This is a genomic window from Nocardiopsis sp. TNDT3 (genome assembly GCF_003427465.1).
In the GTDB taxonomy this organism is placed as follows: domain Bacteria; phylum Actinomycetota; class Actinomycetes; order Streptosporangiales; family Streptosporangiaceae; genus Nocardiopsis; species Nocardiopsis dassonvillei.
This window is the reverse complement of the sequence record NZ_QPFC01000703.1, coordinates 1-4,150: the sequence shown is the minus strand read 5'-3', so window position 1 is coordinate 4,150 and position 4,150 is coordinate 1. Positions and strand designations below refer to the sequence as shown.

5 protein-coding genes are annotated in these 4,150 nt (G+C 73.9%); 3 read left to right on the top strand and 2 right to left on the bottom strand.

All coding sequences use genetic code 11. The features are described 5' to 3' along the window. Window positions 1-65: 65 nt before the first annotated feature. The gene (locus DQW06_RS17490; protein ID WP_071621549.1) at window positions 66-446 is read right to left on the bottom strand and encodes a phage holin family protein; all 381 of its coding nucleotides are present in this window, start codon (window positions 444-446) and stop codon (window positions 66-68) included. 96 nt (window positions 447-542) lie between these two features. On the opposite strand from DQW06_RS17490, the gene DQW06_RS17485 reads away from it, so the two are divergent. The 3 genes from DQW06_RS17485 to DQW06_RS17470 all read left to right on the top strand — a co-directional run bounded on the left by DQW06_RS17485 (window position 543) and on the right by DQW06_RS17470 (window position 3,194). Further along, window positions 543-1,097: a GNAT family N-acetyltransferase gene (locus DQW06_RS17485; protein ID WP_013151697.1), complete on the top strand. Its 555-nt coding sequence runs from the start codon at window positions 543-545 to the stop codon at window positions 1,095-1,097. A 121-nt stretch (window positions 1,098-1,218) separates the two neighbouring features. Next, window positions 1,219-2,091, top strand: a complete 873-nt coding sequence (locus tag DQW06_RS17480) for a 1,4-dihydroxy-2-naphthoate polyprenyltransferase (RefSeq protein ID WP_013151696.1) — start codon at window positions 1,219-1,221, stop codon at window positions 2,089-2,091. 419 nt (window positions 2,092-2,510) lie between these two features. After that, window positions 2,511-3,194, top strand: coding sequence for a class I SAM-dependent methyltransferase (locus DQW06_RS17470; protein WP_013151695.1), 684 nt, complete (start codon window positions 2,511-2,513; stop codon window positions 3,192-3,194). Window positions 3,195-3,368: 174 nt separating this feature from the next. Here DQW06_RS17470 and dapB read toward each other — a convergent pair whose 3' ends face one another. After that, window positions 3,369-4,076, bottom strand: coding sequence for a 4-hydroxy-tetrahydrodipicolinate reductase (dapB, locus tag DQW06_RS17465; RefSeq protein WP_041552290.1), 708 nt, complete (start codon window positions 4,074-4,076; stop codon window positions 3,369-3,371). Window positions 4,077-4,150: the final 74 nt, after the last annotated feature.

Genomic DNA, 4,150 nt, shown 5'->3' with positions numbered 1-4,150 from the left:
CGTGCCATCCGGCCGGGCCCGGGGTCCGCCCGCGGTTCGGGGCGGACGGGATCCGTGGCAGGAGGCTAGTCGTCGCTGCCGTCGGGCAGGAACATGCTGAGCAGCCAGCTGACGATGGTGACGACGATCGCGCCCCAGAAGGCGGGCCAGAACCCGTCGATGTGGAAGGGCAGGTCGAACAGGCCCGCGATCCAGTTGGTGAGCATGAGCAGCAGCGCGTTCACCAGGAGGCCGATCAGCCCCAGGGTCAGAGCGTAGAACAGGCATCCGACCGTTTTGACGATCGGTTTGATGACCGCGTTGACCACGCCGAAGATGGCGCCGACGGCGAGGTAGACCAGGATCTGGCCGACCGTGTCCTGCGCGGTGACTTCGATGCCGTCGATCAGGAGGACAGCCGCCCAAAGGGCGAGCGCGTTCACGATAACTCTGATAATGAGGCTCACAACGTAGATGTTCCCATGCTGTGGCAAGGTCCGGAAACTCCGGCGTAGGTGATCTTGTCGCCAGGCGTGTCGCCCACCCCCGAAGGAGAGTTCCCCGTGTCCAGTGCCCGGTTCGTCCGTCCCGCCCGTACCGCCGACGTGGAAGCGGTCGTCGACATCCAGGTGGCGTCGTGGCGGGCGGTGTACGGGTCGCTGCTGCCCGAGGAGGTGTCCGGGGGCCTGGGCGGCGAGGAGGCCAGGGAGCGGTTCCGCGAGCAGTGGACGGCCGCCCTGGAGTCGCCGCCGACCTCCCGGCACCGGCTGGTGGTGGCCACCGACGAGGTGGAGGGGGTGCGCACGGTCGCGGGCTTCGCCGCGTTCGGCCCCGCCGGGGACCCGGACCTGTGGCCCGCCAAGGACGCGGAGGTGTTCGCCCTGCACGTGGACCCCGAGCGGGCGCGTCAGGGGCACGGCAGCCGCCTGGTGAACGCGTGCGTGGACCACCTGGTCGAGGACGGCTTCGCCACCCTGCACGTGTGGGTGCCCGAGGCCGACAACGCGCTGCGGGCGTTCTTCGAGGCCTCGGGCTGGCGCGCGGACGGCGCCCGCCGCGAGATCGACATGGGGCGGCTGCTGCCGATGGTGCGCCTGCACGCGGCCATCTCCCAGTAGCGGGGGCCGACCCGCGCCCCGGCGCCGGGGCGCGGGCGGGAGCGCCGCCGACAGGGTCTAACGTGGGGTGGTTGTCGCGGCGCGCACGGGTGCGCCGGTGGTGAGCGGGGAGGGCCGGAGCGTGGCCACGGTCAGTGAATGGGTCTCGGGGCTGCGCCCCCGTACGCTTCCGAATTCGATCGTTCCGGTGGCCGTCGGCACGGCCCTGGCCTTCGCCCTGGACGGGTTCGTCTGGTGGAAGGCGCTGCTGGCCCTGGTGGTGTCCATGGCGCTCCAGGTCGGCGTGAACTTCGCCAACGACTACAGCGACGGCGTCAAGGGCACCGACACCGAGGCGCGGACGGGGCCGACCCGGCTGACCGCGACCGGCCTGGCCGCCCCTCGGCAGGTGCTGGCGGCGGCCCTGGCCAGCTTCGCGTTCGCGGGGGTGGTGGGCCTGGTGCTGGTGGTCGCGTCCTCGTGGTGGCTGCTGCTGGTGGGCGCCCTGGCGATCGCGGCGGCCTGGTACTACACGGGGGGCCGCAGCCCCTACGGCTACCGGGGCCTGGGCGAGGTCTCGGTGTTCGTGTTCTTCGGCGTCGTGGCCGTGGTGGGCACGGTCTTCGTGCAGCTGGGCTCCGCGCCCTGGCAGGCCTGGGTGGCGTCGGTGCCGGTGGGCCTGCTGTCCTGCTCGGTGCTGGTGATCAACAACCTGCGCGACATCCCGACCGACCGCGAGACCGGCAAGGTCACGCTGGCCGTGCGGCTGGGCGACGCCGGCACCCGCCGCCTGTACGGGGGCGCGATCGCGCTGTCCTACCTGGTGGCGCTGGCGCTGACCCCGGTGTTCTGGTGGACGCCGCTGGTGCTGGTGTCGGCGCCGCTGGCGGTGCCGCCGCTGCGGCGCGTGCTGGGCGGCCAGACCGGCCGCGACCTGGTGCTGGGCCTGGGTGAGACGGGAAGGCTCCAGATGGCGTTCGGCGTGCTGTTCTCGGTCGCCCTGCTCCTGGGGTGAGGCGGCGGCCGCACGCGGCCGACCCTTCGTGAGCGGGTCCGGACGCGCCCGTGGCCGCCGGGGGGACCCACGGGTCCCAGCCTTCCGGGGCATGGCGGCCCCCGCACGACCGCGGTGGCGCTCGTCGCCGCCGCGCTGACGCTGATCGCGACCGCCTGCTCCGGAGGCGGTCCGGCCGGGGCTCCCCGGAGGCCCGGGGCCTCCCTCGGCCGCAGGACCGACCCGCCGGAGGGGGTCCCCCGCCGGCCGGCCTGGACCCGGAGATCCCCGTGGAGGTCCTGGACCCGCCGGTGGCGGACGGGCGCCGAGACGACACGCCGGGCGCCGGGAGGCGGCGCCGGGCCCCGGTCCGGCGGGAACGGGTTAGGATGCGCGCACCCCAGACACGCGCGTACGACACGGCAGGGAGAGACGACACCGTGCCCAGCGAGAACACCGCCCCCGACCCCCTCGACCACGTTCCGGATCCGGAGGAGTGGGCGCGGCGCTCGGCCCTCCAGGCCGCGGCGTTCGACGCGATCGGCGAGCGCTACGACGAGGCCTTCCCCCGCAAGGAGGGCCAGGAGGACCGGGTGCGCCGGCTGCTGGACCTGCTGCCGCCCGGCGCGCACGTGCTCGACCTGGGCTCGGGTACGGGTGTGCCCACCGCCCGGCAGCTGGTGGCGGCGGGGGCGCGGGTGACCGGCTACGAGATCTCCGGGCGGATGGTCGAGATCGCCCGTCGCAACGTGCCGGAGGCGACGTTCGTCCGGGCCGACATCCTCGACCTGGACCCCGCGGAGTCCTCCTACGACGCCATCGTGGCGTTCTTCTCCCTGCTGTGCCTGCCCAAGGCCCGCATCCCCGAGGCGCTGAGCCGCGTGCGCGCCTCGCTGGTCCCGGGCGGCCTGCTGTGCCTGTCCATGGTGGAGGCCGACCTGGACGACGCCCCGATCCCCTTCCTGGGCACGGACGTCCGGGTGTCGGGCTACCCGAACGGGGAGCTGCGCCGGGTGGTGGAGGAGGCCGGGCTGATCGTGGAGGACGAGCGGGTGGTCTCCTACGAGCCCGAGGGCGCCCGGCCCGAGGTCCAGGTGTTCCTCACCTGCCGTCGCGGCGCGTGAGACGGGACGGGGGCCGCGCGCTGCGCGCGGCCCCCGTGCGGCGTCCGGAGAGCGCCCTCGTCGGCGTGGTCTCGAACCCGTGGCGGGGTTCGGGCCCGGCACCGGCCACAGGTGCGGGACCAACGCGGGTCGGGACCGCGCCTCCCGCCGTCGGCGACGGTTCGGGCCGGACCGCTAGTCCAGGTCGAGGAGCGCGTCCAGGCCCACGGTGAGGGGGTCGGCGAGGCCGTCCACCCCGCGCACGCCCAGCAGCACGCCCGGCATGAACGAGGCGCGGTTCATCGAGTCGTGCCGGATCTTGAGGGTCTCCCCGTCGGTGCCGAACACGACCTCCTGGTGGGCGATGAGCCCGGCGATGCGCAGCGCGTGCACCCGCACGCCCTCCACGTCGGCGCCCCGGGCGCCGGGGATCTCGGAGGTGGTGGCGTCGGGCATCGGCGCGGTCCCGGCCGCGCGGCGGGCCTCGGCGACCAGCTCGGCCGTCCGGTAGGCGGTGCCGCTGGGGGCGTCGGCCTTGTTCGGGTGGTGCAGCTCGATGATCTCGGTCGAGTCGAAGTACGGCGCGGCCTTGCGCGCGAAGTGCATCATCAGGACGGCGGCGATGCCGAAGTTGGGGGCGATGAGCACCTTGGCCCCCGGCTTCGCCTCCTGCATCCGGCGCACGCGCTCCAGCCTGGCCTCGTCGAACCCGCTGGTGCCGACGACGGCGTGGATCCCGTGGCCGATGAGCCACTCCAGGTTGTCCATCACCGCGTCGGGGTGGGTGAAGTCGACGACGCAGTCGGCCCCCAGCACCGCCTCCCTGTCGCTGGCGGCGTCCACCCCCGCGACGAGTTCCATGTCGTCGGCGCCCCGCACCGCTCGGACGACCTCTGACCCCATGCGCCCGTCGGCGCCGAAAACTCCTACCTTGAACACGGCACGAGCGTACCGGAGCCGGGGAGGCGGGTCGTCGC